This window comes from Brevundimonas sp. D3-1P, from assembly GCF_055809335.1.
The window spans coordinates 1977892-2004199 of sequence record NZ_CM147908.1 but is presented as its reverse complement, the minus strand read 5'-3'; the positions used below and the strand labels follow the sequence as shown (position 1 = coordinate 2004199).

At 68.2% G+C, this 26308-nt stretch carries 24 protein-coding genes and 1 other RNA gene; 14 read left to right on the top strand and 11 right to left on the bottom strand.

Annotated features, from left to right (window positions below):
• Positions 1 to 6: 6 nt before the first annotated feature.
• On the bottom strand, positions 7 to 1191 hold the full coding sequence (dapE, locus tag AC0L6G_RS10200) for a succinyl-diaminopimelate desuccinylase (protein WP_473252115.1): 1185 nt from the start codon (positions 1189 to 1191) through the stop codon (positions 7 to 9).
• Between the two features lie 66 nt (positions 1192 to 1257).
• Between dapE and AC0L6G_RS10195 the strand changes: the two genes are divergently transcribed.
• The gene (locus tag AC0L6G_RS10195) at positions 1258 to 2550 is read left to right on the top strand and encodes an MFS transporter (RefSeq protein WP_473252113.1); all 1293 of its coding nucleotides are present in this window, start codon (positions 1258 to 1260) and stop codon (positions 2548 to 2550) included.
• A 61-nt stretch (positions 2551 to 2611) separates the two neighbouring features.
• Here the strand turns inward: AC0L6G_RS10195 and AC0L6G_RS10190 are convergent, their stop codons facing one another.
• Positions 2612 to 3637 carry a 2'-deoxycytidine 5'-triphosphate deaminase gene (locus tag AC0L6G_RS10190; RefSeq protein ID WP_473252111.1) on the bottom strand — a complete coding sequence of 342 codons (1026 nt, stop codon included), beginning with the start codon at positions 3635 to 3637 and terminating at the stop codon, positions 2612 to 2614.
• Positions 3638 to 3718: 81 nt separating this feature from the next.
• Here AC0L6G_RS10190 and apaG point away from each other — a divergent pair, with 81 nt between their 5' ends.
• Entirely contained in the window at positions 3719 to 4126 is a 408-nt protein-coding gene (gene apaG, locus AC0L6G_RS10185) for a Co2+/Mg2+ efflux protein ApaG (protein WP_473252109.1), read from the top strand.
• A 222-nt stretch (positions 4127 to 4348) separates the two neighbouring features.
• Here the strand turns inward: apaG and gcrA are convergent, their stop codons facing one another.
• Positions 4349 to 4891, bottom strand: a complete 543-nt coding sequence (gene gcrA / locus AC0L6G_RS10180; RefSeq protein ID WP_473252108.1) for a cell cycle sigma 70 cofactor GcrA — start codon at positions 4889 to 4891, stop codon at positions 4349 to 4351.
• A 318-nt stretch (positions 4892 to 5209) separates the two neighbouring features.
• On the opposite strand from gcrA, the gene AC0L6G_RS10175 reads away from it, so the two are divergent.
• The 5 genes from AC0L6G_RS10175 to AC0L6G_RS10155 all read left to right on the top strand — a co-directional run bounded on the left by AC0L6G_RS10175 (position 5210) and on the right by AC0L6G_RS10155 (position 9929).
• Positions 5210 to 6040, top strand: a complete 831-nt coding sequence (locus tag AC0L6G_RS10175; protein WP_473252106.1) for an ABC transporter permease — start codon at positions 5210 to 5212, stop codon at positions 6038 to 6040.
• Positions 6041 to 6084: 44 nt separating this feature from the next.
• A complete protein-coding gene (locus AC0L6G_RS10170) occupies positions 6085 to 7083 on the top strand; it encodes a M28 family metallopeptidase (RefSeq protein ID WP_473252105.1) in 999 nt (332 codons plus the stop codon).
• Positions 7084 to 7203: 120 nt separating this feature from the next.
• On the top strand, positions 7204 to 8397 hold the full coding sequence (locus AC0L6G_RS10165; protein ID WP_473252104.1) for an acetylornithine transaminase: 1194 nt from the start codon (positions 7204 to 7206) through the stop codon (positions 8395 to 8397).
• Between the two features lie 144 nt (positions 8398 to 8541).
• Positions 8542 to 9456: an ornithine carbamoyltransferase gene (gene argF, locus AC0L6G_RS10160; protein WP_473252103.1), complete on the top strand. Its 915-nt coding sequence runs from the start codon at positions 8542 to 8544 to the stop codon at positions 9454 to 9456.
• Entirely contained in the window at positions 9453 to 9929 is a 477-nt protein-coding gene (locus AC0L6G_RS10155; RefSeq protein ID WP_473252102.1) for a hypothetical protein, read from the top strand. Before argF ends, AC0L6G_RS10155 begins: the two co-directional genes overlap by 4 nt.
• A gap of 63 nt (positions 9930 to 9992) precedes the next feature.
• On the opposite strand, the gene AC0L6G_RS10150 is transcribed toward AC0L6G_RS10155, so the two are convergent.
• Together AC0L6G_RS10150 and nudC are read right to left on the bottom strand one after the other, a co-directional pair.
• On the bottom strand, positions 9993 to 10490 hold the full coding sequence (locus AC0L6G_RS10150; RefSeq protein WP_291540163.1) for a pyridoxamine 5'-phosphate oxidase family protein: 498 nt from the start codon (positions 10488 to 10490) through the stop codon (positions 9993 to 9995).
• A gap of 87 nt (positions 10491 to 10577) precedes the next feature.
• Positions 10578 to 11498 (bottom strand): NAD(+) diphosphatase, encoded by a 921-nt coding sequence (nudC, locus tag AC0L6G_RS10145; protein ID WP_473252101.1) that lies wholly within the window; start codon positions 11496 to 11498, stop codon positions 10578 to 10580.
• A 48-nt stretch (positions 11499 to 11546) separates the two neighbouring features.
• Here nudC and ffs point away from each other — a divergent pair.
• Positions 11547 to 11640: signal recognition particle sRNA small type (gene ffs, locus AC0L6G_RS10140), an RNA gene on the top strand.
• 199 nt (positions 11641 to 11839) lie between these two features.
• On the opposite strand, the gene AC0L6G_RS10135 is transcribed toward ffs, so the two are convergent.
• Positions 11840 to 12952 (bottom strand): Rieske 2Fe-2S domain-containing protein, encoded by a 1113-nt coding sequence (locus AC0L6G_RS10135; RefSeq protein WP_473252100.1) that lies wholly within the window; start codon positions 12950 to 12952, stop codon positions 11840 to 11842.
• A 154-nt stretch (positions 12953 to 13106) separates the two neighbouring features.
• Between AC0L6G_RS10135 and AC0L6G_RS10130 the strand changes: the two genes are divergently transcribed.
• The 3 genes from AC0L6G_RS10130 to AC0L6G_RS10120 all read left to right on the top strand — a co-directional run bounded on the left by AC0L6G_RS10130 (position 13107) and on the right by AC0L6G_RS10120 (position 16898).
• On the top strand, positions 13107 to 14054 hold the full coding sequence (locus tag AC0L6G_RS10130) for an alpha/beta fold hydrolase (protein WP_473252099.1): 948 nt from the start codon (positions 13107 to 13109) through the stop codon (positions 14052 to 14054).
• Positions 14055 to 14059: 5 nt separating this feature from the next.
• Positions 14060 to 14683, top strand: coding sequence for a class I SAM-dependent methyltransferase (locus AC0L6G_RS10125; RefSeq protein ID WP_473252098.1), 624 nt, complete (start codon positions 14060 to 14062; stop codon positions 14681 to 14683).
• Positions 14684 to 14789: 106 nt separating this feature from the next.
• The gene (locus AC0L6G_RS10120; protein ID WP_473252097.1) at positions 14790 to 16898 is read left to right on the top strand and encodes a transglycosylase domain-containing protein; all 2109 of its coding nucleotides are present in this window, start codon (positions 14790 to 14792) and stop codon (positions 16896 to 16898) included.
• A gap of 598 nt (positions 16899 to 17496) precedes the next feature.
• Here AC0L6G_RS10120 and AC0L6G_RS10115 read toward each other — a convergent pair.
• The 3 genes from AC0L6G_RS10115 to AC0L6G_RS10105 form a co-directional block, all read right to left on the bottom strand.
• Positions 17497 to 18225 carry a M48 family metallopeptidase gene (locus tag AC0L6G_RS10115; RefSeq protein WP_473252096.1) on the bottom strand — a complete coding sequence of 243 codons (729 nt, stop codon included), beginning with the start codon at positions 18223 to 18225 and terminating at the stop codon, positions 17497 to 17499.
• Positions 18191 to 19471 carry a polyhydroxyalkanoate depolymerase gene (locus tag AC0L6G_RS10110; protein WP_473252095.1) on the bottom strand — a complete coding sequence of 427 codons (1281 nt, stop codon included), beginning with the start codon at positions 19469 to 19471 and terminating at the stop codon, positions 18191 to 18193. The genes AC0L6G_RS10115 and AC0L6G_RS10110 overlap by 35 nt, the downstream gene beginning before the upstream one ends.
• Before the next feature lie 82 nt (positions 19472 to 19553).
• Positions 19554 to 20177, bottom strand: a complete 624-nt coding sequence (locus tag AC0L6G_RS10105) for an SCO family protein (RefSeq protein ID WP_473252094.1) — start codon at positions 20175 to 20177, stop codon at positions 19554 to 19556.
• A gap of 45 nt (positions 20178 to 20222) precedes the next feature.
• On the opposite strand from AC0L6G_RS10105, the gene AC0L6G_RS10100 reads away from it, so the two are divergent.
• Positions 20223 to 21731, top strand: coding sequence for an ActS/PrrB/RegB family redox-sensitive histidine kinase (locus AC0L6G_RS10100; protein ID WP_473252093.1), 1509 nt, complete (start codon positions 20223 to 20225; stop codon positions 21729 to 21731).
• Positions 21732 to 21823: 92 nt separating this feature from the next.
• Positions 21824 to 22378 carry an ActR/PrrA/RegA family redox response regulator transcription factor gene (locus AC0L6G_RS10095; RefSeq protein WP_473252092.1) on the top strand — a complete coding sequence of 185 codons (555 nt, stop codon included), beginning with the start codon at positions 21824 to 21826 and terminating at the stop codon, positions 22376 to 22378.
• Positions 22379 to 22384: 6 nt separating this feature from the next.
• On the opposite strand, the gene AC0L6G_RS10090 is transcribed toward AC0L6G_RS10095, so the two are convergent.
• Positions 22385 to 24214: a DNA polymerase III subunit gamma/tau gene (locus AC0L6G_RS10090; RefSeq protein WP_473252091.1), complete on the bottom strand. Its 1830-nt coding sequence runs from the start codon at positions 24212 to 24214 to the stop codon at positions 22385 to 22387.
• A 72-nt stretch (positions 24215 to 24286) separates the two neighbouring features.
• Positions 24287 to 25303, bottom strand: coding sequence for an adenosine kinase (locus AC0L6G_RS10085; protein ID WP_473252090.1), 1017 nt, complete (start codon positions 25301 to 25303; stop codon positions 24287 to 24289).
• Positions 25304 to 25395: 92 nt separating this feature from the next.
• On the opposite strand from AC0L6G_RS10085, the gene AC0L6G_RS10080 reads away from it, so the two are divergent.
• Positions 25396 to 26298 (top strand): ATP-grasp domain-containing protein, encoded by a 903-nt coding sequence (locus AC0L6G_RS10080; protein ID WP_473252089.1) that lies wholly within the window; start codon positions 25396 to 25398, stop codon positions 26296 to 26298.
• Positions 26299 to 26308: the final 10 nt, after the last annotated feature.

The window sequence follows — 26308 nt, the reverse complement described above, 5'->3', positions numbered from 1 at the left end:
GGCCGATCAGGCCGCCATGCGTTGCAGCACCGTCTCGATCACGCGCCGATAGACGGCGGTCAAGGTTTGCAGCTCGGCGGTGGGCACCCGCTCGTCGATCTGGTGCATGGTCTGGCCGACCAGGCCCAGTTCCAGCACCGGGCACAGGGCGCGGATGAAGCGGGCGTCGGAGGTGCCGCCGGTGGTCGAGGCCTCGGGGCGGCGGCCCAGCTCGGCCTCCACGGCGTCCTGGACGGCGCTGACGAAGCCGCCTGGCTCGGTCAGGAAGGCCTCGCCCGAGCACAGGTGCTCCAGTTCGATGCGCAGGCCCGTCTCGGCCTGGACGGCGCCGGCCTCGCGGTTCAGCCAGTCGATCAGGCTGTCGCCGGTATGGCGGGGGTTGAAGCGGATGTTCAGCCGCGCCCGAGCCTCGGCCGGGATGATGTTGGTCGCCGGATTGCCGATGTCGATGGTGGTGATCTCCAGGTTCGACGGCGGGAATTCGGGATAGCCGTCGTCGAGGACATGGGCGCTGAGCCGCGTCATCAATCGCGCGATCACCGGGGCGGGGTTGGCGGCCCGTTCGGGATAGGCGACGTGGCCCTGTTTGCCGTGGACGGTGATCCAGCTGTTCAGCGAGCCGCGTCGCCCGACCTTGATCATGTCGCCCAACTGCTGTGACGACGACGGTTCGCCGACCACGCAGGCGTCGATGACCTCGCCCTCGGCGGCCAGGGCCTCGACCACCCGTTTGGTGCCGTGCAGCGCCGGGCCTTCCTCGTCCCCGGTGATCAGGAAGGAGAGTGAGCCTTGGGGCTCTCCATCGGCCAGCACGCGCGAAACGGCCGCGACCCAAGCGGCGATCGCGCCCTTCATGTCCACCGCGCCCCGGCCATAGAGGACCCCGTCCCGCACCTCCGCCTCGAACGGCCCGGCCGACCACTGGTCGGAGGGGCCGGTCGGGACCACGTCCGTATGGCCGGCGAAACACAGATTGGGCGCGGCCGTCCCGCGCCGGGCGTAGAGATTCTCGATCCGCGCATGGACGCCCTCTCCGCCCGGTCCCTCGAACGCCAGGCGGCGGCAGTTGAAGCCCAGGGCCGTCAGATGGCGCTCCAGCACCTCCATAGCGCCTTCGTCTGCGGGGGTCACGGAGGGGCGGCGGATCAGGTCACGGGTCAGTTCGACGGGATCAACAGGTGCGCGGTTCATGCGCCTATGCTTTAGGGATGTTCCACCCCCGCGAGAAGCCCGCGCCGCCCCGCACAATCCGACGCCGTGACCACAGAATCCATCGACACAGGCCCCGCCGCCCCGCCCGTTCCGCCTGCACCCCCCGAAGGCCCGTCCAGTCCGTGGGGCATTCGCGACTTCCGCCTGTTGTGGTTCGGCCGCGTCGTCGCCGTGCTGGCCATTCAGATCCAGTCCTCGGCCCTGTTATGGCAGGTGTACGAGATCGCCAGGCGGGATCATCCGGTCGAGCAGGCCAGCCTTTATCTGGGGCTGGTGGGGCTGTGTCAGTTTCTGCCGCTCCTGGCCTTCACCCTGCCGGCCGGGGCGATGGCGGATCGGCGCGACCGCAAGCGCACGGTGTGGATTTCCATATTGGTCGAGGCGGCCTGCGCCGGATCGTTCCTGATGATGGCCCTGCATGGCGCGCCGCCGCTCTGGGGACTTCTGGCGGTGGCGGCGGTGTTCGGGGCGGCGCGGGCCTTTCTGGCGCCGGCCAGCCAGGCCTTCCTGCCGATGGTGGTGGGGCGAAAGGCCCTGCCCCCGGCCATCGCGGCCCAGTCCATCGCCTTCCAGACCGGGGCCATCGCCGGCCCGGCTCTGGGCGGGGTGATCGTGGGGGTGAACGTGCCGCTAGCCTATGCGGTGTCGCTGGGGATGTTCCTGACGGCGGTCGCCGCCTTCGTCCTGATCCGCACCAGCGGCAAGCCGGCGGCCCAGCCCAACGCCCTGTCGCCGGTGGAATCGGTCAAGGAGGGCCTGGCCTATGTCTGGAAGACCAAGATCGTCCTGGGCGCCATTTCGCTGGACCTGGTCGTGGTGCTGCTGGCGGGCGTGGCCCTGCTGACGCCCATCTTTGCGCGCGACATCCTGCATGTGGGGCCGCAAGGGTTCGGACTGCTGCGGGCCTCGTTCGGCGTGGGGGCCATGGTCATGGCCATCTATCTGAGCCGCTATCCGATCCGACAGAACGGCGGCCGGTGGATGTTCGCGGCGGTGGCGGTCTTCGGCCTGTGCACCATCACCTTCGGCCTGTCGCGCATCGTCTGGCTGTCGGGGCTGGCGCTGTTCATCGGCGGGGCGGCCGACATGATCAGCGTCAATGTGCGCCAGACCCTGATCCAGCTGGCCACGCCCGATCATATGCGCGGGCGGGTGTCGTCGGTGTCCATGCTGTTCATAGGCGCCTCCAACGAGTTGGGCGAGGCCTATTCCGGCGTGATGGTCCGCCTGCTGGGCGCGGTGGGCGCGGCGGTCTTCGGCGGCTTCGGGGCGTTGGCCGCGACCGGAGCCTGGTCGGCGATGTTCCCGGGGCTGAGGAAGGCGGACAAGCTCACCTGAGTGTCGGGTGGCGAGTGGCGCGGGCGAGAGAGAACGGCTCGCCACTCGCCACTCATCTCGATCACCACACCTTGAAGTGCTTCGACAGCTTCAGCCCCTGGTTCTGATAGTGGCTGCCGCTTTCGCCATACAGGCGGCTGGGGCGCTCGGTCAGGGGCTCATAGACCAGGCGGGCGACGATCTGGCCGTGTTCCAAGAGGAAGGGGGTGTCGTGGGTGCGGACCTCCAGCACGCCCTTGGAGCCCGCGCCATGCGCCTCGTCCGTGCCGAAACCGGGGTCGAAAAAGCCGGCGTAGTGGACGCGGAACTCGCCCACCGACGGGTCGATAGGGGTCATTTCGGCGGCCTGATCGACGGGAATCTCCACATCGTCGGACGAGGCCAGGATGTAGAATTCGCCCGGATCCAGCAGCAGTTCGCCGCGCCGAAGCGACAGCGGCTCCCAGAAGTCGCGCGGGTCGTGGCCGTCGATACGGTCCAGATCGACCACCCCGGCGTGGCGACGGCCGCGGAAGCCGACGATGTCGCCGTTCTGCAGGTCGACGCCGACCGAGCGCGTTTCCAGCTTGGGCGGATCGCCGGCCTTCAGACGCAACTGGTTCAGCCGGGTGCCGGGGCGGACCAGGATGGAGAAGGTCTGGGGCGCGACCTCCATATAGAGGGGGCCGTCATAACCCTCGGCCACATCGTCGAAACTGGCGCCCTGGTCGGTCAGCAGACGCACGAAGACGTCGACGCGCCCGGTCGAACTCTTGGGGTTGGCGCGGGCGATCAGGCCTTGCGGCAGTTTCAGCCGCTCCTGCAGCCGCACGATATAGACGCAGCCCTTTTCCAGCACGACGCCGGCGTCGGTGATCTCGATGGCGTGCATGGCTACATCGGCGATCCGCGTCTCGACCTTGCGGCGGCCCGGCAGGAAGGAGGCGCGCACGCGCCAGGCCTGGTCCGACAGGCGCAGGTCCAGGCTGGCGGGCTGGACCTGGTCGTGATCGAAGGCCGTGTCGGACGTGATGGCGCCCGTGGCGATCAGCGTCTCGATGGACTGGGCGGGAAGGATGCCGGGGCGCGGCGCCTGGAAAATGCTCATGGCGTCTGTCTCACACGGTTTTCGCGACTTGTCTTCAAGTCGCGCTTGCAGCCCGCGCGCGGCGGGGCGAGCATATAGCCCATGCACGACGGACCTGCCTATAGCGCCGAAACGAACGGCATCCTTGTTCGGGTGCGGCCCAGCTATCTGGCGGGCCAGTCCGATCCCGACGCCGGGCGCTGGGTCTGGGCCTATCAGGTCGAAATCGTGAACCTGAGCGGCCGGACGGTGCAACTGATGGCCCGCCGCTGGACCATCACCGACGCCCACGGCCATGTGGAGGAGGTGCGCGGCCCCGGCGTGGTCGGCGAACAGCCGGTGATCGCGGCGGGCGCCAGCTACGCCTATGCGTCCGGCTGTCCGCTGACGACTGACAGCGGGTCGATGGTCGGGGCCTATTTCATGACGGATGCGGACGGGAGCGGCTTCGAGGCGGCCATTCCGGCGTTTTCGCTGGATACGCCGGATGCGCGACGGGTGCTGAACTGAACTATCCTCCCCCTGAGACGCGCAGCGGGGGGATCGAGATGGCGGATGGGGCTGCGTCAACCCGGATGAACCGCAGCCCCGCCCCCTGAAGTCTCGCCGGCCGCTTGCGCGAACCGGCGAGGGGGAAGGCGGCTCCATAAGGAGCATCTGTGACGGGCGCGTGACCCGCGTGAGACGACGCGCTCAAGCAGCGAGCGACCGCGTCGCGAGCGATAGCGCCCTTTAGATGTAGCGACGCAGGCTGCGGGCCAGGTCGGAGGAGCCGTCCTTGCCGCGCTTGACCTGGGGCTGATAGGCGACGCGGGCGTGTTCGACGCAATAGACGCCTTCCGAGGCGCGGCGGCCGCAGAAGCTGAACTCGCGCGAGGACGGATCGCCGATCGGCCATTTGCACATATGGGCGCCCAGGGTCATGACCGTGGCGGTGCCCGGCAGATCCGGCATCGGCGCCGGGACGGGCGCGGCCGGCTGGGCCGGCTTGGGCTGGACGGCTTCCAGCCGGCGCGGAGCCGAGGGTTGGGCCGCCGTCGGCGCCGGCGCAGGCGTCGCCGGGCGCGGCCGGCTGGTGCGGAAGGTCGTGGCGACGGTGCGCGCCGGCTGGGACGGGGCGGCCCGGCCCGACAGGCCCAGGCGATGCACCTTGCCGATCACGGCGTTGCGGGTGACGCCGCCGCCCAGTTGCTTGGCGATCTGGCTCGCGGACTGGCCCTCCAGCCAGAGCTTCTTCAGCGCGCCTACGCGGTCGTCGGTCCAGCCTGCGGTCATGCCACCCTCCAGCGAGTTTGGATTCAATATCTAGGGCCAGGCTCCCCCTCCGGGGTCTTGACCTACAACTAATCGTAAACCAGCCGTTAAGAACCGCAAGATGTGCGAATCATCCTGTCCACAGAAACCAGATGTTGAATCATCGTTAAGGTTAAGCTTCTTCGAGTGGCGAGTGGCGAGTGGCGAGTGGCGAGTGGCGAGTGGCGAGTGGCGAGTGGCGAAACGCGACCTGTCGCCCGACGCGGCGATGGGTTTGTTCCCGATCTCGCCACTCGCACTCCCTTGCGCAGCAAGGTCCCAAAGCGCATTTGGCGGCCCATGACCGATACGCCCGATCTGATCTCGACCCGTCCCGCCGGCCTGCCGCAGCCGCGCCGCTATCCGGGGATCAACTGGATCGGGGTGCAGACGCTTTACCTGCGCGAGGTGCGGCGCTTCTGGAAGGTGGGGGCGCAGACGGTGGCGGCGCCGGTGGTGACGACCCTGCTCTATATGCTGGTGTTCGTGGTGGCCTTGCAGAACGCACGCCCGCCGCTGCACGGCACGCCCTTCGCCCTGTTCGTCGCGCCCGGCCTGATCATGATGGCCATGCTGAACAACGCCTTTGCCAATGCTTCGTCCAGCCTGATCCAGGCCAAGATCATGGGCACGGCGACCGACTTCCTGACGCCGCCGCTCAGCCCGCTGGAATTGACCATGGGCTTTACGCTGGGCGCGGCGACGCGCGGCCTGTCGGTGGGGCTGGTCACGGCGATCTGCGTTCTGCCGTTCGCGCCCCTGCATATCGCCTATCTGTTCGCGGTGGTCTGGTTCGCCCTGGCCGCCAGCTTCATCATGGGCATGGTCGGGGTGCTGGCCGGGCTGTGGAGCGAGAAGTTCGACCATCTGGCCGCGGTCCAGAACTTCATCGTCATGCCGATGACCTTCCTGTCGGGCACCTTCTATCTGGTCGACAACCTGCCCGAGCCGTTCCGCGCGATCAGCCATTACAACCCCTTCTTCTATCTGATCGACGGCTTCCGTTACGGCTTCATCGGCCATGCGGAGAGCGATCTGACGGTCGGGGTCGTCGGGTCAGCGGTCCTGATGGTCGCCCTGGGGGGCGTCTGCTGGCTGGTGTTCCGGTCAGGCTGGCGTCTCAAGAGCTAGATCGCTACCTGTTGCGGATCGCTCCTCTCCCAGGAAGGTCCGCCATGCTGTTCCGCTCGCTCGTCGCCGCCACGGCGCTTTTGGCCGCCGCGCCCGCATTCGCCCAGGAAGCCACGCCCCAGGCCGGCGACCGCCCCGACATCGCCGCCGGGGCCGCCCAGTTCATCAAGCCCACCAACGCCGAACGCACCCAGGTCCTGGTCGGCTTCCTGACCACCCTGGGCCTGACGCCCGAGGTCCAGACTTTCGAGGGCGGCAACCGCTCGACCGGCCCGATGCAGGGGTCGAACGTGGTCGTCACCGTGGGGCAGGGCGACAAGGACATCGTGCTGACCGCCCACTACGATGCGGTCAAGCTGCGCGACGGGACCCTGTCGCAGGGCATCGTCGACAATGTCGGCGCGGTCATGGCCATGATGGAGGCGGCCAAGACGCTGGACATGGCGCTGGAGGGCCAGCCGGTCGCCCACCGCTTCGTCTTCGTCTTCACCGATCAGGAAGAGCTGGGGCTGCTGGGCGCCAAGGCCTTCCTGGCCGCGCACGGCAAGGACCGGATCGCCGCCGTGATCAACGCCGATGTCGCCGCCTATGGCCAGACGGTCATGTATGGCGAGAACAACGGCGAACAGTCGCGCTTCGTGCTGGAGACCCTGCGCAATCTGTGCGCCGAGCGCGGTTTCGACTGCATGCCCTATCCCGTCTATCCGCCCAGCGACGACCGCGCCTTCTCGGCCGCCGGCGTGCCGGTGGTGTCCCTGGGGACGCAGGACGCGGCGGGCGCCCACCAGATGTGGCTGGCCCTCAACGGCGGCGAGGACAACGGCCTGAAGGAGGGCTTCGCGCCGCCCGTGTTCCAGCGCATCCATTCGGCCGAGGATCGGTTGTCCTATCTGAAGGGCGTGGATGTGGCCCGCTTCGGCCTGTTCATCGCTGACCTGGGCCTGGCGCTGGACAAGCGGCTGGTCGAGATCCAGGCCAAGGCCGACGCCGTCGCCGCCGAAACCGCGCCCCCCACGCCTGCGCCAGCCGGCGATCCGCAATAAGACCGCGCGATCGGCCGGTGTTGACTAACACCGGCGCGCGTCCGACAACGCCTGTCCTTGATGACTATCGGCTCCGTCGTTCAGCGGCGGGGCCGTCTCGCTTTTGGAGGTCTTGGTCCCGTGTCCACTGAACATCTGATGGGTGTCTACAATCGCGCGCCGCTGGAAGTGGAACGCGGCCGAGGCGCGCGTCTGTGGTCGACCGACGGGACCGAATATCTGGACTGCGTCGCCGGCATATCGACCAACGGCCTGGGCCACGCCCACCCCGAACTGGTCCAGGCGGTCAAGGATCAGGCCGAGAAGCTGTGGCACGTGTCCAACATCTTCCGCATTCCGGGCCAGGAAGCCCTGGCCGACGCCCTGTGCGAGGCCAGCTTCGCCGACGTGGTCTTCTTCACCAACTCGGGCACGGAAGCGGTCGAGTGCGCGCTGAAGACGGCGCGCAAATATCATTCGGCCAATGGCGCGCCCGATCGGATCGACATCTACGGCTTCGACGGCTCGTTCCACGGCCGGACCTATGGGGCGATCAACGCGGCCGCCAACCCCAGCTACACCGAGGGCTTCGGCCCGCCGATGCAGGGCTTCCACCAGCTGAAATGGGGCGACAAGGACGCGCTGAAGGCCGCCTTCGAAAACCCGACCACGGCCGCCGTCATCCTGGAGCCGGTCCAGGGCGAGGGCGGTTGCCGCGAGACGCCGGTCGAGGATCTGCGCTGGATGCGCCAGATGGCCGACGACAACGGCGTGCTGCTGATCTTCGACGAGGTCCAGTGCGGCATGGGCCGGACCGGCAAGCTGTGGGCCCACGAATGGGCCGGCATGGCGCCGGACATCATGGCGGTGGCCAAGGCCCTGGGCGGCGGCTTTCCCATCGGCGCCTGCCTGGCCTCGGCCAAGGCGGCGTCGGGCATGACGGTCGGCGTCCACGGATCGACCTTCGGCGGCAATCCCCTGGCCATGGCCGTGGGGCAGAAGGCGCTCGCCCTGATCAACAGTCCCGAGACCCTGGACAATGTCGCCGAGATCGCCGGCTATCTGAAGCAGCAGCTCGCGGGTCTCCAGGCGCGCTTTCCCGACGTGATCGTGGACGTGCGCGGCAAGGGGCTTCTGATCGGGGTCAAGCTGGTTCCGAACAACCGCGACTTCATGGCCCTGGCGCGCGACACGCAGCAGCTGCTGATCGCCGGCGGCGGCGACAACTGCGTGCGGATGCTGCCGCCGTTGAACCTGACGCTGGAAGAAGCGCGCGAGGCCATCGCGCGGTTCGAAGGCGCCTGCGAGGCGGCCCGAGAAAAGCTGGCGGCCTGATCCCCGAAACCGCTCGTCCCCCGCGAAGGCGGGGACCCAGACCTTTCGCACGAAAGGCGTGGGATCGGCGGGCGTGACAGACAACGGGCGCATGTCGCCCAAGGCACTAGGTCCCGCTTTCGCGGGGATGAGCGGAGTTAGGCGATGGTCCGGCATTTCCTCGACATTCACCGGCTCGAAGCCGCCGAGTTGCGCGCCATTCTGGACGACGCCCATGCGCGCAAGGCGGCTCGCAAAGGCTGGCCCAAGGGGCGCGTCGACGCCGACGCGCCGGCCAAGGACCGCGTCCTGGCCATGATCTTCGAGAAGAACTCGACCCGCACCCGTTTCAGCTTCGATGCGGCCATTCGCCAGCTGGGCGGGGCGTCGATCATCGCCACGGCGTCGGACATGCAGCTGGGCCGGGGCGAGCCGGTCGAGGACACCGCCCGTGTTCTGTCGCGCATGGTGGATGCGGTGATGATCCGCGCCAACGACCACGAGGACGTCGAACGCTTCGCCCGCGTCTCGACCGTGCCGGTCATCAACGGCCTGACCGACCGCAGCCACCCGTGCCAGATCCTGGCCGACCTTCAGACGATCGAGGAACACGTCGGCCCGGTCGCGGGCAAGACCATCGCCTGGGTGGGCGACGGCAACAACGTCTGCCACAGCTTCATGCACGCGGCGCCCAAGTTCGGCTTCCATCTGAACGTCGCCTGTCCGGCGGAATACCACCCCGACCTGCGCGATCTGGCCAAGGGCGGAAACGCCGTGACCCTGACCTCGGACCCGCGCGAGGCGGTCAAGGGCGCCGACGTCGTCGTGACCGACACCTGGGTCTCGATGGGCGACCAGGACTACGAGGCGCGGCTGGCGGCGTTCGAAGCCTATTCGGTCGACGAGGCCCTGATGGACCTGGCCGAGCCCGACGCCGTCTTCCTGCACTGCCTGCCCGCCCACCGCGGCGAGGAAGTCACCGACGCCGTCATCGACGGTCCGCGCTCGCTGGTCTGGGACGAGGCCGAAAACCGCATCCACGCCCAGAAGGCGGTCCTGGCCTGGTGTTTTGGGGGATGACGCTGGACGATTGGAAGGCGATGCCGACCGCGTCGCGATTCTGGTTGTCCGTTGTAATGCTTCTGGCGGTCTCGGTCGGCGCTTTTTCGGTCTTCACCCTGGCGGCGCCGACGCTTGATCCCGGTAAGTTCTCATATGAAGCCGTCATCCTTAAAGGGCGCGTTGGCATATCGTCCTACAAGGGCCAGCCAGTGCTTGTGATCGTTGACGGACAAGGTCGCAATCATGCGTCGAGATGCAATCCCTATGATCGGGAACAGGCATGCGTTGATTTGGCGCTGTTCAGAGGGCTCCGCCAAGACCAGCAGGTCGAAGTCGGGTTTATAAGAGTTAAGTTCTGGCCGTTAGCTGAAGACGTGATCGTCCGCCTGGCCTCGAACGATCACGTCATTCTTGACTGTGCCGATCGGCTCCATGCGCTGGGAGTGGACCGCTCTCGAATATCCGGGGTCGAGCACATCGCTGGCTGCTGACAATCAAAGGCCGAAGATTGCTCCCCGGCCCTCCAGATCGCCACGTATTGGGTGGTCTGTCTGCTACAGCTTCACATCCGACACGCCGCCGGCGTCGGGCATGGTCTTGGTCAGATTGGCCTTCAGGACTTCGTAGCCGAAGCCCAGGGCGCCCTTGTCGGACACCCACACGCGGCCGTCTTCGGCGTCGAAGCGGATCATCGTCAGATGGGGGTCGTCCTTGCCCTCCGGGTACCAGGCGGCGACGACGGGATTCCAGTATTTGTCGATCCGGCTGCGGTCCTGGTCGATGGTCAGGCCACCGTGGATGCAGGCCTGAACCTTCTGGTCCTTGGCCTGGTAGCAGAACATGCCCTTCTGGCCGCCAGAGGCGACGTCGCGGGCGAAATCGGTGTCGTCGCGGGTGAAGAACCAGATTGTCCCGGTCTCGTCCTCGCCGAATCCGGTCATCGGCTGGTGGTGATAGCCGGGGCGGTCGACGCCCAGCATGCCGGTGTTGGACTCCTTCAGGCTTTTCCAGAATTCCTTCTCGGCCTCGGCCGGGGTCAGTTGGTCGCTCATGCGGCGTCTCCGTTGATGGGGCGCAGCATCAACCGCCCGCTCATTGGTCGGGTTCCCAGGGCCAAGCTCAGGCAAGCGGAAAGCGCCCTAGCCCTGGTCGACCCAGGCCTGGATCAGGCTGTGGGCGATGGCGAAGGGAGGCGGGGCGGTGATGGTCGGATGTTCGCCCGCCAGGACGGCTCGCGCCTGATCCCGCGTCAGCCAGGCGACGCTTTCCAGTTCGGTCTGGTCCGGTCGGGCTTGATCGTCGGACACCTCGGCCAACAGGCCGATCATCAGCTGCGACGGGAAGGGCCACGGCTGGCTGGAGTGATAGGTCGTGTCGACGACCGTCAGTCCCGCTTCCTCCTTGACCTCGCGGGCGCAAGCCTCCTCGATGGATTCGCCCGGCTCCAGGAAGCCGGCAAGGGCCGACATCCGACCCGGCGCCCAGGCCGCCTGACGGCCCAGCAGGCAGAGCGGTTCGGCCCCGCCCTTGTAGATCGGCAGCATGATGGTGACGGGATCGACGCGCGGGAAATGTTCCGTCCCGCAGGCCGGGCAACGCCGTTTCCAGCCGCCAGAGGCCGTTTCGCACAGGGCGCCGCAGTTGGCGCAGAAACCGTGTCGGCGGCGCCAGTCGAACAGGCTCTTGGCCCCGCCCGCCATGGCCGCATCCGCCGCCGGCAGGATGGCCGCCGCGCCGCGCATGTCGTAAAAGACGCCCAGGCCCCGCACCGGCCCCTCGGCCGGGTCGATGGAGCCTTCGAACTCTATGGCGAAGACCGGCTCTTCCTTCCAAAGACCCAGAAAGACCTCGCGGTCGCGCACCAGATTTCGCGCGTGGGTCATGGACAGCCAGACCAGGCGCGGTCCCTGATCGGTCTCCTCGATCAGCGGACGCCCCTCCCACAGCGCCAGGGCCTGGGCGTAGGGCTTGTCCGCCTGTTCGGCCAGCCAGTCCGGGTCGTTCCTGAGATCGCCGGCCCGGTCCAGCGGATTGCCGGCGAAGATGTTCTGATGAGCCATGCGGCCTTGTAGCTCTTGATTCCGCCGCCCGCACCCGTCATATCCCCCAACGGAGATCGCGGGCGAAGGCTTCGCCAATCTGGTCAGGGCCGGAAGGCAGCAGCCACAACGAATTCCCCTTCGGGTCGCGGTCTCCACCCTTTCCATTTCTTTTTTGCGCTAACGCTCGCGACGCGGTCGCTCGCTGCTTGAGCGGTTTTTTGCGCTAACGCTCGCCGCGCGGCGGCTTGCTGCTTGGGCGCGTTTGTGCGCTGACGCTCGCGACGCGGTTTCTTGCCGCCTGAGCGGGGTCTTGGGCGCTACGAAAGCTGGATCTAGAACCCGGCCGTGGGGGGCGCCAGTCAGCTTTTCCACCTCAGCGTCGTGGGCTGTATGGGATTAACGAAGGGCCGGTCCTCGGCGCGGCTTCTGGTCCATTCGCGCTTCAGCTGCTGATACCATTTGGCCTGTTTGTCGGCGTCGTCGATCCAGATCAGGGCCGGGTCGTAGCGCAGCCCCTCGTTCTGAAGGTTCACCATGCCGCCGTCCTGTTTCAGGAAGGCGACCACCCCCATCCGCAGGAAGGGTTTGGCGATGTCGAACACCCAGTGGTCGGACCAGAACATCTGGGTGATGCGGGTCCTGGTTTCGGTGATCGGGGTCAGGCAGGTCAGGGCCAGCACCTGTTTCTGGCCGACCTGGATATGCTCCCAGCGGAAGCCGGGCAGGCGGAAGGTGATCTCGGTCGCCGGAGCGCCGCCCAGAATCTTGTAGAGGCGGCTGTTCGACGACGGGGCGTGGCGCACCATGGCCCAGCCGAACTCGACCGGCGCGAAGGCCTTGGCCTTTTCGTGCATCGAATGTTCGGATCGCCACCACCATTGCTGATGGACATAGGGGCCGTGGGCGGGGTCCATCAGGCCGACGACGGCGTGGTCGATATGGCTGTCGAAATCCATCGCCTCGACCAGTTTCGGCTGGCCGCCCACGACGCCTGGGAAGACCGGCGGTTCGTGATCCGGCGCCATCGGATCGCGGGCGTCCGACGCCATCCAGACGAAGACGATCCCCTGGCTCTCGCGCACCGGATAGGACCGGACGCGGATGCGATCCGCCTCGAAGGCCTGATCCTCGACCAGGGAGGGAATCCTGGCGCAGACGCCGTCGGGCCGAAAGCGCCAGCCGTGATAGGGGCATTCGATGGTCTCGCCCTCGCCGGGCTTTTCGACCAGCCGACCGGCCGACAGGGGCGCGGCGCGGTGCGGACAGATGTCGCGCATCGCATAGACCTGGCCCGCGCGGGTGCGCCCGATCAGCACCGGCTCGCCCATGATCTCGTAGCGTTTCAGGCTGGCGGGCGCGACGTCCCGGCCCAGGGCGACGAAATACCAGGCGTCGGCGACGAATCCCTTGCCGAAGGCGGTCGGCGGGGCCTTGGCGGCGCGGGCGGAAGGTTGGACAGGTTCGGCGGTCATGACCGGCTGTTTACCAGCGCTGCGGGCCGAGCCATAGACCCCTGCCGGGGCAAGGCTCGGACGGTTTGTCCAGGCGGCGCCTTTCCCCGACCGGCCGGACGCGGTTAAATCGGATCGAAGAGCGCCGCACACGGCGTCGAAGGGATGTTTCGCCATGTTCAGAATGCTCGCCGCCGCCGTCGCCGCCGCCGTCCTGGCCGCCCCCGCCATGGCCCAGGCCCAGGGGCAGGCCCAAGACCGGATCCACCCCCACGCGATCTTTGAATCCGACCGCATCCAGGTCCGGGTCGATGGAGATATGGACGGGCGCGACATCATCCTGATCCCCGGCCTCAGTTCCTCCCCCGAAATCTGGCAGGGGACGGTCGACCATCTGACGGCGCAGGACGGCGCGGGCTGGCGCGTGCACCGCATCCAGGTCAACGGGTTCGCCGGGGCTCCGGCCGGCGCGAACGCCCAGACGGGACCGGCCCCGACGCCCGTCGCGGCCCCCGCAGCCGAGGAGATCGCCCGCTACATCCGCGAACAGGGCCTGTCCCGCCCCGCCGTCGTCGGCCATTCGATGGGCGGGACCATCGGCCTGATGCTGGCGGCGCGCCATCCCGATCATGTTGGGCGTCTGATGGTGGTGGACATGATCCCCTTCATGGGGGCGATGTTCTCGGGCCCCGGCGCGACCGCCGAGACCGTAGCCCCGGTCGCGGACCAGATCTGGGCCGCCCAGTCGAACAGTCCGCGCGAAGCCTATGTGGCCCAGGCCACGGCCTCCATCACCGGCATGATCAACACCGAAAGCCGCCGCGAAGAGGCGCTTGAAGACATGAGGCGAAGCGACCAGAAGGTCTCGGCCGCCGCCTTCCGCGAACTGGTCGCCACCGACCTGCGCCCCGAACTGCCGCGGATCACCGCCCCGACCGAGGTGCTGTACGTCAAGTTCAACGACGCCCGCATGACGCCCGAAATCACCGACGCCGTCTATCAGGCGTCCTACGCCGGCCTGCCGGGCGCGACCCTGAAGCGGATCGACGACAGCGCCCATTTCGTCATGTTCGACCAGCCCCAGGCCTTCTACGCCGACCTAGACGCCTTCCTGGCGAAATAGACGCCGTGACCCATCCGTCTGCGGAACGGATCGTCGGCCTTTATCGGGACAAGGCCGACGACTGGGTCCGGGATCGGGACGCGACCCTGTATTGCGGCGAGGGCGGGGTGGACGAAGCGATCTGGCTGGATCGCTTCGCCGCCGACCTGTCCGCAGGGGCGAGGATTCTGGACGCCGGCTGCGGTTCGGGCTGGCCTATTGGGGCCGCTCTGCTGGAGCGGGGGCTTCAGGTGACGGGGGTGGATGCGTCGCCGGGCCTGATCGCCCATGCTCAGGCGACTGTGCCGATGGGTGCGTGGTCGGTTGGAGATATGCGTGAGTCCTTGCCACGAGGTCCGTTCGACGGCGTTCTGGCTTGGCACAGCCTGTTTCATCTCAGCCCCGACGACCAGAGCAAGGTGCTGCCGAAACTGGCGGCGTGCGTCGCAGAAGGCGGGCGGCTGATGTTCACCTCCGGCCAGGCCCACGGTGAGACCATCGGCGACTGGCGGGGCGAGCCGCTCTATCACGCCAGTCTGGGGCCAGAGCCCTATCGCGCCCTGCTGATCGACGCCGGCTTGCGCGTGGAATACGACGGAGCGGAAACCGGCGTCTGGCTGGCCGAGCGCGCCTTTCTTTCGGCGAAATAGCCGCTCACGATCTCGTGAAGTCGGCGGGACCATTTCGGCGGGCGTACATACGCGATACACAGCCGATGAACGAGAACTCGCCCAGCGCGGCATCTGAAGGACGGACATGGCGGGACCGGTGAATGCGGGCGGACCACAGGCGCAGGGCAAGCCCCGTCGGTCGGCCCTGGGACGGTTGTTCTACTGGAGCGCTGTGCTTGCGGTCTGGGGGCTGATCTTCCTGGTGGTCTTCTTCGCCGTCTTCGCGCGCGGCCTGCCCGACACCTCCAGCCTGTATCAGGTCGATCGCCAGCCCTCGATCACCTATCTGGACCGCAATGGGGCGCTGATCGCGACGCGGGGCACGCAGATGGCGCCGCCCGCCGATCTGGACGCCCTGCCCGACTATGTGCCGGCGGCCTTCATCGCCATCGAGGACCGGCGCTTCTATCACCACCCCGGCTTCGACCCCATCGGCATGATGCGGGCCATGGCCACCAATGTCCGCGCCGGTCGGGTGGTGCAGGGCGGATCGACCCTGACGCAGCAGCTGGCCAAGAACCTGTTCCTGACGCCCGACCAGAACATGCGCCGCAAGGTGCAGGAGCTGATGCTGGCCGTCTGGTTGGAGATGAAATTCTCCAAGAAGGAAATCCTGGCCCTGTATCTGAACCGGGTCTATTTCGGCGCCGGTGCCTATGGGATCGAGGCGGCCTCGCAACGCTATTTCGACAAGTCGGCCAAGGATCTGACGGTCGGAGAGGCGGCCCTGCTGGCGGGCCTTCTGAAGGCGCCGTCGCGCTATTCGCCGGTGTCCGAAAGCGAACGCGCCGCCGCCCGCGCCACCGTCGTCCTGAACGAGATGGAGGAGGCGGGGGTCATCACCGCCGCCCAGCGCGAACAGGCCGTGACCCAGCCGGTCATCGTCTCGCGCACCCTGGCGACGCAGCACGCCCAGTATTTCATCGACTGGCTGGACAAGTCGATCCGCGGCCTGGTCGGCGAACCGTCCGAGGACATGGTGGTCGAGACCACCCTGGACCTGACGCTGCAGACGGCGGCCGAACGGTCGGTGCGCCGCATCCTGGACCGGGACGGCGGACGCGGCGTGCAGCAGGCGGCCCTGGTCGCCCTGGACGGCGACGGGCGGGTGCGCGCCATGATCGGCGGCTCGTCATACGCCGACAGCCAGTTCAACCGCGCGGTCGATGCGCGCCGTCAGGCCGGGTCGGCCTGGAAGCCCTTCGTCTATCTGGCGGCGATGGAGGCCGGCTATACGCCCCAGACCCCGGTGATCGATCAGCCGATCACCATCGGCGCCTGGTCGCCCAAGAACTATTCCGGCACGTTCAGCGGGCCGATGACCATCGCCCAGGCCGTGGCCCAGTCGACCAATACGGTGGCGGCCCAGGTCGCCGACCAGGTCGGGCGCGACAGCGTGGCCCGCGCCGCCCGACGCCTGGGCATCGAAAGCCGCATCGGCCTGGAGCCGGCCATGGCCCTGGGCGCCGTGGAGGTGTCGCCGCTGGAAATGGCGACCGCCTATGACGCCTTCGCCAACGGCGGACGCCGCGTCGAAGCCTATGGCATAAGCCGCATCCGCACCCCCCAGGGCCGCGTCATCTATCAGCGCGAAAGCGGCCAGAGCGGCCAGGCCATCAACAATCCGCCGCTCTATTACATGAACCAGATGCTGCGCGGCGTGGTGACGGGCGGATCGGGCCGGTCGGCGGCCATCCCGGGCCGCGATCTGGCGGGCAAGACCGGCACGACCTCGGACTACAAGGACGCCTGGTTCGTCGGCTACACCGGCGGCTTCGTCGCCGCCGTCTGGGTGGGCAAGGACGACAACACCGCCATGCGCGGCGTAACCGGCGGATCGTCGCCCGCCGCCATCTGGAAGGGCTTCATGGAGGCGGCCCTGCCGCGCCTGGACGCCCCGGCCATCCCCAACGGCCCGCCCATGCCCGAAGGCTGGGTCGCGCCCGATCCGGTCGGCGACCTGATGAGCGGCCTGGATCAGGGCGGCGCCCTGGTCGAACCGGTCGATCCCGATCAGGGCGAACCCTATGTCGAACAGCCCGGCGTCGCGGTTCAGCCGATGCAGCCGAAACAGACCGCGCCCCAGCAACCGCCCCGGCCCGCTGGAGCGCCGCCCGGCTATCGCGACCCGCCGAACCAACAGCCCGAGGGACGCCCGGCGCCCGAACGCAAGCCGGACGCCCTGTTCTTCTGATGCGGCGCGTCACAGCGGTTGCGGTCGGAAGCGTTTGGTTACTCGGTTGCGCGACAGGGATGTTTGGTCTGTGGCTGGCCGCCCAGATATGGTTGTCTTTCGACTATGATTTGCGGGGCAAGCTCTTCGGACCGGATCACTCTGCCGAAATCCGGACACCCAACGGCGCGCGTCTAAAGGTGACGATGGTCGTATCTTCGCCCATCGGCCGATCTGAACACCAGCGCAAATTAGAAATCCAGCGTGGCGACAGAACGTTGTGTTTGGATATGTTGGACGACTGGGGACCTGCCACTCGCACCAGCGTTTATCAGATGGGCGAAAACGGCATCGCCATTCTCGGGCCGGCAGGGGAAGAAATGTTCTTCACCTTGCAGCCTCTCAAACAAACGTCCAAACCTCTTGTGAGCGACTCTGGACGTTGGACGTACCTTGGCGCGTTTGATCTGCGAACGGTCAGCCGGCCGGACGGCGAGCGGTCGAGGGCCTTCACGTTCAGCGAAGACCCGTCCACAGAGTGTATTCCAATATTGATGGGCGGTGAACCGGCGGTCCATATCGCACGGCGTCTTATCGGCAATCCTGCTGAGGATTCGCCTTATCGCCCCACGGCGTGCAGGGCGCCGCCGTGGTCGCGCAGCCATTTGCGCCAGGGTTTATGGTCCCCGACCAGCCGTTCGACCACCGACCAATAGGCCGGGCTGTGGTCGGCGTGGACCAGGTGGGCGACCTCGTGGGCGGCCAGATAGTCGATGACCGGGGGCGGGGCCATGACGACGCGCCAGGAATAGCGGATAGTGCGGTTGTGCGGGCTGCACGAGCCCCAGCGCGAGCGGGTGTCGGCGATGGAGACCTGGACCGACCTCTGGCCCAGCGTCCGCAGATGATGGTCGGTGCGCTCGACCAGGGTCTGGCGCGCCTCGCGTTTCAACAGGTTCTCGACCCGGCGGGCATAGGCCTCGCCCTCGCCGCCCGAGCGGATGACCGTTCCCTCCTCGACCAGGCGCGCGGCCCCGGCGCCGGGGACGGCCTCCAGCCGCACGGGGCGGCCGCGCAGAGAGATGACCTGACCCGGCTCAAGCGGCCGACTCTTTGGGCGGACCGCCAGCCGTTCGCCGATCCAGACGGCCTTGGTGCGGGCGAAGGCGACGGCCTGGGTCAGGCCGCGTTCGGTGGGGGCGATCACCACCGCCTCGCCCGCGCGCGCGTCGATCCGCACCGACAGGCGCCGGGCGCGCGGATTGACGGACAGTCTCAGGATCGGGCCGGAACCTGAGTCCCCGCCCGCCGCGTCAAGCGGCAGTCGCTGACCGTTGCGATACGCCACTCAGGGCCTCGTTCTGGGCGATGAAATCGCGGACGCGGGGATAGATCTCGTCGCGGAAGCGACGGCCGTTGAACACGCCGTAGTGGCCCACGCCCGGCTGGACGTAGAGGACGCGGCGATCCTGGGGGATATTGGAGCACAGGCCGTGGGCGGCCTGGGTCTGGCCGACGCCGGAGATGTCGTCCTTCTCGCCCTCGACCGTCATCAGGCCGATGTCCGTGATCCTGGTCAGATCGACCTTGCGTCCCCGGTGCTCCAGCAGGCCCCGCGCCAGCAGATGCTGCTGGAACACGATGTCGATGGTCTGGAGATAGAATTCCTCGGTCAGGTCCAGCACCGACAGATACTCGTCGTAGAATTCCTCGTGCTTCTCCACCCCGTCGCCGTCGCCGGCGATCAGGCTGTTGAAATAGTCCCAGTGGGCGTCGCGGTGGCGCGCCTCGTTCATCGACATGAAGCTGTAGAGTTGGACGAAGCCCGGATAGACCCGCCGCCCGAACCCCGCATAGGGCAGGGGCACGGTGTGGATCATGTTGGACTTGAACCAGGTGAAGGGTTTTTCCTCGGCCAGTTGGTTGGTCACGGTCGGGGACAGGCGGGCGTCGATGGGCGAGCCCATGAAGGTCATGGACAGGGGCCGGTTCTCGTCCCCGTCCTCGGCCATCACGGCGGCGGCGGCCAGGACGGGCGGGCCGGGCTGGCAGACGCCGACCACGTGGGGGCGGCCGCCCATCTCGGCCAGCATCAGCCGGATGTGGTCGATATAATCGAAGAAGTCGAACCGCCCCTCCAACACCGGAACCTGCCGGGCGTTGGTCCAGTCGGTGACATAGACGTCGTGGTCCTGAAGGAAGGCCTCGACCGTGCCGCGCAGCAGGGTGGCGTAGTGGCCCGACAGCGGCGCCACGATCAGGACCGCAGGTCCGGCGGCGGACTTTCCAGCGCGTTTCAGGTCGCCGATGTTGCGCGCGAACCGGATCAGGCGGCACCAGGGGCTTTGCCAGATGACCTGCTCGGCGGTGCGGACGGCCTTGCCGCCGATCTCCAGCGTCTCCAGCCCCCAGGCCGGCTTGCCGTAGCGCCGCGTCACGCTTTCGAACAGTTCGGCCGAGGCGTAGGCGGTGCGGCCGATGGCGGTGTCGGCCGCCGGATTAAGCGGCGAGGTCCAGAAGCTTCGGGCCATCTGGGCGCCGATGCGGAACGGCAGGGCCGACTGGTAGGCGAGTTCGTGAAAGGCGTAGAGCATGACGATCCGTTACGGCCTGGCGCCGCTCTGACGCAGGGCAACATAGAACGCATCGTCCTGCAAAAGGATTATGGGGTGGGCCTTATCCCCGCGCCATGGCCTGTTCGATGATCCTGGTCGTCTTGTCGGGTCCCATTCCATAGGCGACGGCCGTGCGGAACCGTCCGTCCGGCCCCATCAGATAGACGGTCAGGGAGTGGTTCATCGTATAGGTCTCGCCCTCGCCGACCTTCTGGTAGAAGGCGCGATAGGCCTTGGCCGCCTGGGCCACCTGTTCGGGCGTGCCTGTCAGACCGATGGTCCCCTTGGGAAAGCCGTCCGACGACAGATAGTCCTTCAGCATCTGCGGCGTGTCGCGCTCGGGATCGACGCTGACGAAGACGATCTGGAGATCACGCGCCTTGTCGCCCAGCCGCTGCTGCACCGCAGCCAGTTCGGCCAGGGTGGTGGGGCAGTATTCCGGGCAGTAGGTGAAGCCGAAGAAGACCAGGCTCCATTTGCCGTTCAGCATCGTCTGGTCGACCGTCCGGCCGTCCTGGTTCACGAGCTGGAAATCGCCGCCGATCAGGGGTTGTCCGGTCGAGGCGATCTCGGCGCCGTTCGACGGGCCGCCGCGGCCGCTGACCACCACCACGGTGACGATGGCCAGGGCGACCGCCACGGCGATGCAGGCGCCGGCGAACAGCAGTATGGAACGACGCGGCATGACGACCCTCTCACGAAACGGCTTCGACCGGTCTATAGAAGTCGCGTGACCTCGACAGAAGCCCGCATCGCGCCGCATGGCGCCTCATCGCCCCAGGCTTTGGCGCCCTTCGCCCTGGCGTCCGATCCGCTGGAGGGGTGGCGCGACGCGCCGCGCCGGGGGCGGGGATTTTCGCTCAGGACGCTGATCGTGCTGCGCTGGCTGACCATTCTGGGCCAGAGCGCGGCGATCCTGACGGCGCACCAAGTGCTGCACTTCCCCCTGCCGCTATGGCCCTGCCTGATCGTGATCGCCGTCAGCGCGGCGGTGAACGTGGGGGCCATGGCGCGGGTCAGGAGGCTGGAAGCGAGCCTGCCCGACGGCAAGCAGACCGCGATCCACCTGGGCTTCGATATCTTCCAGCTGGGCGTGCTGCTGGCCCTGACCGGGGGGCTGGAAAACCCGTTCTGCCTGCTTCTGGTGGCGCCGGTGACGATCGCGGCGGCGGCCCTGCCGGCGCGCCAGGCCCTGATGCTGGGGGTGCTGGCCCTGGTGGCCGTGGGCGTCCTGTTCTTCTGGTCCGAGCCGCTGCCGTGGCGGCCCTACGAGGATTTCCACCTGCCCCTGCTCTATCGGCTGGGCATGGCCATGGCGCTGGTGACGGGGGTGGTGTTCACCGCCGGCTACGCCTGGCGGGTGGCGGCCGACGCGGAAAAACTGGAGTTGGCCCTGGCCACCACCCAGGACGTGCTCCAGCGCGAACAGCGGCTGGCGGCCTTGGGCGGACTGGCGGCGGCGGCGGCGCACGAACTGGGCACGCCGCTGGCGACCATCCAGGTCGTGGCCAAGGAGCTGCAGCGGGCCTCGGCGCCCGACAGCGACGCGGCCGAGGACGCCGCGCTGATCCTGCAACAGGCCGAACGATGCCGGGGCATACTGACCCAGTTGTCGCAACAGCCCGAGGGCGACGACGCGCTGTACGCCGACGTGTCGCTGAAGGCCCTGCTGGAAGAGGTGGTGGAGCCGCACCGGGGGTTCGACCTGGCCTTCGACGTCCTGGTCAAGACCCCGCCCGGCCAGCCGGCGCCGCGCGTGCGGCGGATGCCCGAGGTGGTCCACGGCCTCTCCACCCTGGTCGAGAACGCCGCGGACTTCGCCGCGACCACCGTGCGGGTCCAGGCGGTGGTCGACGCCGGCTGGATCGAGATCGACATCCTGGACGACGGGCCGGGCTTTTCCAGCGACATCCTGCCCCGGCTAGGCGAGCCCTATGTCACCAGCCGGCCCCAGGGCAAGGCGCGCCAGGCCCTGGCCGCCCAGATCGCCGCCGCCGCCCGTTCGTCCAGGCGCCGCGCCCCCGCGACGGGCGGTCTGGAGGCCCCCGTCGCCCCCAGCCAGGGCGGCATGGGACTGGGCTTCTTCATCGCCCGCACCCTGTTGGAACGCACCGGCGGATCGGTCAGCGTCGGCCAGGGCCTGCCCCAGCCCGGCGCCGCGCCCGAAGCCAAGGCCGTCCCGCGGGGCGCGCGCGTCGCGGTGCGCTGGGCCAGGCCCGCGCTGGAGGTTGCGGCTTGACCGGACGCTGGGTCGAAGCGTCGCAGGCCAAACCCCGGCCTTGACCCGCGCGTCGCCGCTCCCGACTTGAAGAGGCAGGAGAAATCACGACCATGTCCGAACTCGAAACCCGCATCGCCGCCCTGCCCGACAAGTCGCTGTTGCTGCTGGACGACGACCAGGCCCTGCGGACCCGAATGGGCCGGGCGCTGGAGGCGCGGGGTTTTCAGGTGACTACCGCCGAGTCCGTTTCCGAGGCGACGCAGCTGTTGCGCGACGCGGCCCCGGCCTTCGCCGTCCTGGACATGCGGCTGGAGGACGGCAACGGATTGAAGGTCGTCGAGGCGGTGCGCGAAAAGCGTCAGGACGCCCGCATCGTCATGCTGACCGGCTATGGCGCCATCGCCACCGCCGTCGCGGCGGTCAAGGCCGGCGCCGTCGACTATCTGTCCAAGCCCGCCGACGCCGACGACGTCGTCAAGGCGCTGCTGGCCTCAGGCGAGACGCCCGAGCCGCCGGAAAACCCGATGAGCGCCGATCGGGTCCGCTGGGAGCATATCCAGCGCGTCTATGAATTGTGCGACCACAATGTCTCGGAGACCGCGCGGCGCCTGGGCATGCACCGCCGCACCCTGCAACGCATCCTGGCCAAGCGCGCGCCGCGATAAGCGGGTTCAGTCTTCGTCATCCACCGCGTCTGGGATTTCCGGCGTGACGACGGTCGGGGCGATGGTCCTGATCTCGCCCAGCTTGGCGCCGGGGAAGGCCATGAGAACGGCCTGGACGAAGGGATTGGCCTCCACCTCCGCCCGTTCGGCGGCGCGGGCCTTCTTCTGCTGTTCGATCAGGGTCTCGCCGCCGCCCTGGCCGTTGGCGGCGATCAGCCATGTCCGGCCGGTCCATTCGCGCAGGCGCGCGGCCAGTTTGCGCGCCAGTTCGACCGGCGCCCCCTGGACGCTTTCGTAGACGATGGCGCCGGGCTTGAACGAGACCGGCTTGACGAACCGCTCCACATCCATCTGCAACCCGACCTCGCGCTTTTCGCCGATCAGGGCCACGACCTGTTCGAAGGTCTGCGGATCGGGCAGAGCGGGGGCCATGACCGGGCGCGCCGCCAGTTGCGCCGAGGTTCCGCCGCCTCCGCCTGCGCCGCCGCGCGGGCTTGCGCCGCCGCCCAGCGGTTCGCCCGACTGAAGCCGTTTCAGCGCCTCTTCCGGGCCGGGCAGGTCGGCGGCGTAGGCCAGGCGGACGATGGCCATTTCGACCGCATCGGCCGGATTGGGCGCCCGCCGCACCTCGTCCAGCGCCTTCAGCAGCATCTGCCAGGTGCGCGACAGGGTCGCGGCCGGAATGGCCGCGCCCAACGCCGCCAGCTTCTGCGCCTGGTCGTTCGGCAGCCGCGTCGCGTTCGGCCCCAGCATCTTGGCGACCGAGGCCGCGTGGCAATGCTCCAAGAGGTCGTTGGTCACCTGAACCGGATCGGCGCCGAAGCCGTACAGGGTGCGGAAACTCTCCAGCGCCTCGGGCGTGCGGCCGGCCATGACGCTTTCGAACAGGGCGATGGTCTGGGTGCGGTCGGCCAGCCCCAGCATGTCGCGCACCGTATCGGTCTTGACCGTCTCGCCCCGCTCGGCCTGGACCAGGGCCTGGTCCAGCAGCGACAGGCCGTCGCGCACCGACCCTTCCGCCGCGCGCGAGATCAGGGCAAGCGCATCGGCCTCGATCTTCATGCCCTCGCGGTCGGCGATCCGGCCCAGGTGTTCGACCAGTATCTCCGGCTCGACCCGGCGCAGGTCGAACCGTTGGCAGCGGCTCAGGATCGTCACCGGAACCTTGCGGATCTCGGTGGTGGCGAAGATGAATTTGGCGTGGGGCGGGGGCTCCTCCAGCGTCTTCAGCAGGGCGTTGAAGGCCTGCGTCGACAGCATGTGGACCTCGTCCAGCACATAGACCTTGTAGCGCGCCTCGACCGGCGCATACCGAACGCTTTCCAGAATGTCGCGGATGTCGTTGACGCCGGTGTGGGACGCCGCGTCCATCTCCATCACGTCCATGTGCTGGCCGGCCATGATGGCGGCGTCGTGCCGGCCGTGGGCGGTCAGGGCCAGCGACGGCTTGTCGATGGTCTCCGTCTCGTTGTTCAGGGCGCGGGCCAGAAGGCGGGCGGTGGTCGTCTTGCCGACCCCCCGCACCCCGGTCAGCATGAAGGCGTGGGCGATGCGGCCGGTGGCGAAGGCGTTGGTCAGGGTACGGACCATCGCCTCCTGCCCGATCAGGTCCTCGAAGGTGCGCGGACGGTATTTGCGGGCCAGGACCTGATAGGCGGCGCCGTCGTCAGGCGTCGGCTCGGGAGACGGCTTGGCAGGCGCGGAGGCGACGGCGGGCGCAAGCGTTTCGGGCGCGGCGGGCGGCGCGCCGAACATGTCGTCGGTGTTCTGATCCCGCTCGGCGACCTCGTCCTCTTCCCAGGGCGGGCCGTCCAGATTCGTATCGCTGTCCGTCATGGCGACAGTCTTACAGCGGGTCAGGTGCGGGGCGAAGCGATTCCCGTCTTCTTGGACGGCTCGATGGCGGCGTCAGAGATCAAGCGCGTGCTCGGCGGCCAGATCGGCCAGCCTGACCATCGGCCGTGGACCCCAATGGGCGATGACCTCGCTGGCGGCCAGGGAGCCCAGCTTTCCAGCCTGTTCCAGGGGCAGGCCGCGCGCCAGCCCAAGCAGGAAGCCGGCGGCGTACTGGTCGCCGGCGCCGGTTGTGTCGATCACCTTGTCGACCGGGCAGGCGGCGACGGCGACGCGATCGTCGCCCCGGATCACCACCGAGCCGGCCGCGCCGCGCGTGACGGCGGCGATCTCGACGATGGCGGCCAGTCGCGCGGCGGCCGCGTCGAAGTCCTCCGTCTCGAACAGGGCGCCCAGTTCGGCCTCGTTGGCCAGGACGATGTCGGCGGACTGTTCGATGAAGGCGAGCAGTTCGGCGCGCCAGCGGGCGACGACGAAGGTGTCGGACAGGGTGATGGCGACCTTGCGGCCCGCCTTGTGCGCGGCGGCGGCGGCGCGTTCGAAGGCGGCGCGGGCGGGCGCCGGATCGAACAGATAGCCTTCCAGATAGACGATCTCGCTGGCGCCGATCAGGGCCTCGTCGATATCGTCGGCGTAAAGCTGGTTCGCCGCGCCCAGGAAAGTCGCCATGGTGCGCGCCCCGTCGGACAGGACGTTGATCAGGCAGCGGCCGGTGCCGAAGCCCTGGTCGGCGCCGCCGGTCAGGACCGGCGTGTCGAAGTGGACGCCCGCCGCGCGGATGTCGTGGGTGAAGACCTGGCCCAGCACATCGTCCGCCACCTTGCCGATATAGGCCGCGCGGCCGCCGAAGGAGCCGACGCCCGCCACGGTGTTGCCGGCCGAACCGCCCGAGGCCTCGACCCCCGGCGCCATGGCGTCGTACAGGGCGGCGCTGCGTTCGGCGTCGACCAGTTGCATGGAATTGGGCGCCAGGTCCTGGGCCGTCAGGAAGGCGGCGTCGCAGGGGCTGAGGACGTCGACGATGGCGTTGCCGACGGCGCAGACGTCGTATCGGGCGGTGTTCTGAGTCATGGTCGCGCCTTAGCCTGCGGCGGGCCTCGCGTCATCCGAAATCATATAAGGAAGCCCTTATATGGCCGACCCCGCTCCGGTATGAGGACGCCATGACCCAGATCGCCGTCCTGATCCCCGATCCGTCCGACCGCTCCTATATCGGTCGCTGGCCCGAGGTGCTGGACCGGCTGAAGGCGGTGCTGGAGCAGACGGGCGCGACCGTCACGGCTATACCCTGGACCGATCATGTCGAGGACGCCGCCTTGCTGGGCGACTATGATCTGATCCTGCCGGTCATCGCCTGGGGCTATCACCGCGATCACCCACGCTGGCTGGCGGCGTGCGGGACCTGGAGCCGGGCGAGCCTGCCGGTCGCCAATCCGGCCGAGGTGCTGCGCTGGAACTCGGACAAGACCTATCTGGCCCGGCTGGCCGACAAGGGGGCGCCGATCCCGCCGACCCGCTGGACCGACAGCGTGACCCCGGACCAGGTCGCCGCCGCCTTCGCCGAGACGGGCGCGCCGATGCTGATCGTCAAGCCGACGGTGTCGGCCGGGGCGTTCCGCACCCTGCGCCTGTCGCCGGGCGAGCCCCTGACCGAGCCGCCCCAGGGCGCGGCGATGATCCAGCCCTATCTGAAATCCATCGAGACCGAGGGCGAGACCTCGCTGCTGTTCTTCGGCGGTCGCTTCAGCCATGCGGTCAACAAGCGGCCCGTGCCCGGCGACTTCCGCATCCAGATGCAGTTCGGCGGCCTCTATCGGGCCGTGACCCCCGACGCCGAGGCGATGGTCTTGGCCGAACGGGTGCTGGCCGCCATCGCCGAGCCGCTGCTCTACGCCCGCATCGACCTGGCGCGCGACGACGCCGGGCGCTGGGTGCTGATGGAGGCCGAACTGATCGAGCCGGACTTCTATCTGGACCACGACCCATCGGACGGCGCGGGTCTGGCCCAGGCGGTCGCAGAGCGTCAGACCGCGAAAGAGCGGGCCCGAGGCGCGCGGGCGTCTTGATCTGGGGCAA